The sequence below is a fragment of the uncultured Mycobacterium sp. genome (genome assembly GCF_964249325.1).
Taxonomy (GTDB): Bacteria; Actinomycetota; Actinomycetes; order Mycobacteriales; family Mycobacteriaceae; genus Mycobacterium.
This window is the reverse complement of record NZ_CAXUCH010000338.1, coordinates 1-3,682: the sequence shown is the minus strand read 5'-3', so window position 1 is coordinate 3,682 and position 3,682 is coordinate 1. Positions and strand designations below refer to the sequence as shown.

Annotated in this window: 3 protein-coding genes; 1 reads left to right on the top strand and 2 read right to left on the bottom strand. The window is 67.3% G+C overall.

From position 1 onward, the window contains the following. Nucleotides 1–1,023, bottom strand: a 1,023-nt coding sequence (gene sucB / locus ACFE99_RS23975; RefSeq protein ID WP_375489225.1) for a 2-oxoglutarate dehydrogenase, E2 component, dihydrolipoamide succinyltransferase, incomplete at its 3' end; no start/stop codon positions are given. A 249-nt stretch (nt 1,024–1,272) separates the two neighbouring features. On the opposite strand from sucB, the gene ACFE99_RS23970 reads away from it, so the two are divergent. Then, the gene (locus ACFE99_RS23970) at nt 1,273–3,045 is read left to right on the top strand and encodes an SDR family oxidoreductase (protein ID WP_375489223.1); all 1,773 of its coding nucleotides are present in this window, start codon (nt 1,273–1,275) and stop codon (nt 3,043–3,045) included. 6 nt (nt 3,046–3,051) lie between these two features. Here the strand turns inward: ACFE99_RS23970 and ACFE99_RS23965 are convergent, their stop codons facing one another. Then, nucleotides 3,052–3,390 carry an aminopeptidase gene (locus tag ACFE99_RS23965; RefSeq protein ID WP_375489220.1) on the bottom strand — a complete coding sequence of 113 codons (339 nt, stop codon included), beginning with the start codon at nt 3,388–3,390 and terminating at the stop codon, nt 3,052–3,054. Nucleotides 3,391–3,682 lie beyond the last annotated feature (292 nt).

The window sequence follows — 3,682 nt, the reverse complement described above, 5'->3', positions numbered from 1 at the left end:
CCCAGGCGCCGCGGCCGGGGCCTCCGCGGGTGCTGCGGGTGCCTTCTTCGCCTCTTCTCTTTGTTGGACGGCGGCCAGCACATCTTGTTTGCGGATACGCCCGCCTACGCCGGTGCCTTCCAGTTGCGCCAGGTCGATGCCGTTGTCGGCGGCGAGTTTTCGCACCAGGGGAGTCACGTAGGGCGTCCCCCCCGCGGCAGGCGACGGCGCGGGCCTGGCTTCGGTCTGGACCGTCGGCTCGGGTTCAGGTTTGTCTGCCGGTTCGGGCTGAGGGGTGGGCGTCGGCTCAGGGGCCGGTTTTGCCGCCGCCTCCGGTTCCGATTCCGGTGTCGGCTGCGGTGTCGGTTCGGGCTTGGGTGCCGGCGGGGCTTGTGGCTCGGCTGCTGGCGCCGCGGCACCGGTGCCGACCTTGGCCAGCTCGCCGCCAACCGACACCGTGGTGTCTTCCTCAGCGGTGATACTGACCAGCGTCCCGGCGACTGGCGACGGAATTTCGGTGTCGACCTTGTCGGTGGACACCTCCACCAGCGGCTCGTCAACCTCGACCGAGTCGCCGACCTTCTTCAGCCACCGGGTCACCGTGCCTTCGGTCACCGACTCGCCGAGCTCCGGCATTAACACCGGCGTGGCAGCGCCATCGGCGGCAGCTTGGCCGTCTCCGCTGGCAGCCGGCGCCTGCGGCTGCGCTTGGGGTTGGGGTTCAGGCCGGGGCTCCGGTTCGGCTGCTGCTTCCTGCTCGGCTTGCGGCGGCGCCTGGGCTGCGGGCTGGCCACCGTCACCTTCGGCGCTGTCACCGATGATGGCCAGCTCTCCGCCGACTTCGACGGTGTCGTCTTCCTGGGCGATGATCTTGGTCAGCACACCGGCGGCCGGAGACGGGATCTCAGTGTCGACCTTGTCGGTAGACACCTCCAAAAGAGGCTCGTCGAGTTCTACCGTGTCGCCTTCTTGCTTGAGCCAGCGGGTGACCGTCCCCTCGGTGACGCTCTCACCGAGTGCCGGCATCTGGACGGAGAAGGCCATCTCTGTTGACTCCTCGATCGATCGGGTGGTCGGCGTGGCTCGACCTCTGGCTTACCACACCGTCCTTTACCGGGGCGGCACCCAACTGATTCGAAACCATCCTGTCACTGCGATGCTGCCGGCAGACAACCAGGGCACAACGGCTGTTGCGCGGCTTGACATCGCTGCGGGCCGCGGACCAAGGTGCTTGCTACTCACTCCAATGTGCTACTGGCAGCCACGGTAAGTCGCAGGTGGGCGGAGGTCCCTATGCCACCAATACAACAAGCCGCGCAGCGCTTCGTCGACAGCGCCGACGGTGTTCGCATCGCCGTCTACGAAGAGGGCAACCCCGAGGGCCCCACCGTGGTGCTCGTACACGGCTGGCCCGACTCCCACGTGCTGTGGGACGGGGTCGTTCCACAGCTCGTCGAGCGGTTCCGCGTGATCCGTTACGACAACCGCGGCGTCGGCGCATCGACGGTGCCCAAGCCGGTTTCGGCGTACACGATGGCGCGGTTCGCGGACGACTTCGCCGCCGTCGTCGACGCATGCAGCCCCGACCAGCCGGTGCATGCGGTGGCCCACGACTGGGGATCGGTAGGCGTGTGGGAGTACCTGGGCCGACCCGGGGCGCGCGATCGGGTCGCCTCATTCACGTCGATCTCCGGGCCCAGCCAGCACCACCTCGTCGACTACATCTTCGGCGGTCTGCGGCGTCCCTGCCGCCCACGAACGTTCGTGCGTGCGCTCAGCCAGGCGCTGCGGTTGAGCTATATGGTTGTGTTCTCGATACCGGTGCTTGCGCCGCTGCTTATCCGGCTTGCATTGTCCAGCAAGCTAATCCAGCGTTCATTGGTCGCCGGGATTCCCCGTGAGCAGATCCACCACTCCGCGAGCATCGCCAGGGATGCCGCCAACTCGGTAACGACGTATCGCGCCAACTACTTTCGGTCCTTCTCCGGGGCGCGGCGCGACCACTACGTCGACGTCCCGGTACAGCTCATCGTCAACACGGTAGACCCATACGTGCGGCCTTACGGCTACGACGCCACTGCGCGTTGGGTGCCGCGGCTCTGGCGCCGCGACATCAAGGCCGGCCACTGGTCGCCGATGTCACACCCGCAGGTCGTGGCGGCATCGGTGCACGAGTTCGCCGACCTGAGCGAAGGCAAACCGGCGAGCCGCGCGCTGCGGCGCGCCGAGGTCGGCCGAACCCGAAAGCGCTTCGGCGACATGCTGATCTCGGTGACCGGCGCCGGCGGCGGCATCGGCCGAGCGACCGCGCTGGCGTTCGCGCATGAGGGCGCCGAGGTGGTGGTCAGCGATATCGACGAAGCCGCGGCCAAAGACACCGCCGCGCAGATCGCCGCAGCCGGTGGCGTCGCGCACCCGTACCTGCTCGATGTGGCCGACGCGGAGGCCGTCGAGGCGTTCGCCGACCGAGTCTGCGCGGAGCACGGCGTGCCCGACATCGTCGTCAACAACGCCGGAATCGGGCAGGCCGGTGAATTCCTGGACACCCCGCCTGAGCGGTTCGACCGGGTACTCGAGGTCAACTTCGGCGGCGTGGTCAACGGTTGCCGCGCGTTCGGCCGGCGGCTGGTCGAGCGCGGCACCGGCGGGCACATCGTCAACGTGTCCTCGATGGCCGCCTTCGCGCCATCGCGGTCGTTGAGCGCCTACTGCACCTCGAAGGCTGCGGTGTACATGTTCTCCGATTGCCTGCGGGCCGAGCTTGACGCGGCGGGTGTGGGACTGACCACCATCTGCCCGGGCATCATCGACACCAACATTGTGCACACCACCCGGTTGGATGCGCCGCCGCGGGCGGTCGAGCAGGTCGAAGGTCGCCGGGAACAGCTGGAGAGGTTGTTTTCGGTGCGGCATTACGGCCCCAACAAGGTGGCCACCGCGATCATGTCCGCGGTCGACAAGCAGAAAGCGATCCGGCCGGTCGCCCCGGAGGCTTACCTGCTGTACGTTCTGTCCCGGATCGCGCCGCAGGTGCTGCGCAGCATCGCGCGCCGGCGCTTGGTGTAGCCGAGGTCAAACCTCGCCGGCTACCGCTCCGCCGGGCCGTCGGACGAACAGGGCACCGACCACCGTGATGACGCCGATCACCGTCAACGGAATCGACCACGCGCGCCGGCTGCCGAGCGCGGAGTTGCACTCGGCTACGTAATTGCGATGCGGGACAAGCTGACTGACGATCGGGATCTCCGGCGGAGTCTTGTCCTTGGCTTCCTGAAGGTTCGACGCAACTGCGTTGCCACATCCGATGGATCCGCCATTGTCGTCCGATACCGACACCGGCAACAACAGGCCGATGACGCCGGCCACCAGCAGCACCGCGCCCACCAACAAGATCAACCGCCGCACAGTCACGCTTGACGCCTTCCCACGATGTCGAGTAGTGCGAGGTTAGCCAATGCGGCCGACCGGGAAACGGCTTTTCGCCCGATACCGACGTGAGCAGTGGCGGCGTCATCGTCGACCTGCGTCAATGCAGGGTTGACCCCGGCCTCAGGCATTGTAATCGGCGGCCTTGGGTACCCGCAGGAATCAGCCCGATGCGAAAGGACCTTGCCGATGACTGCCACACGAGAGCTGTCCGCCACGCCGCATGTGCGCGCCTCATGCCAGCAAGTCTGGGACGTGCTGGCCAACGGGTGGACGT

What these genes read in the sequence shown, in the direction of transcription:
- ACFE99_RS23970 (WP_375489223.1), top strand. Translation starts at nt 1,273, where the DNA reads ATGCCACCAATACAACAAGCCGCGCAGCGCTTCGTCGACAGCGCCGAC.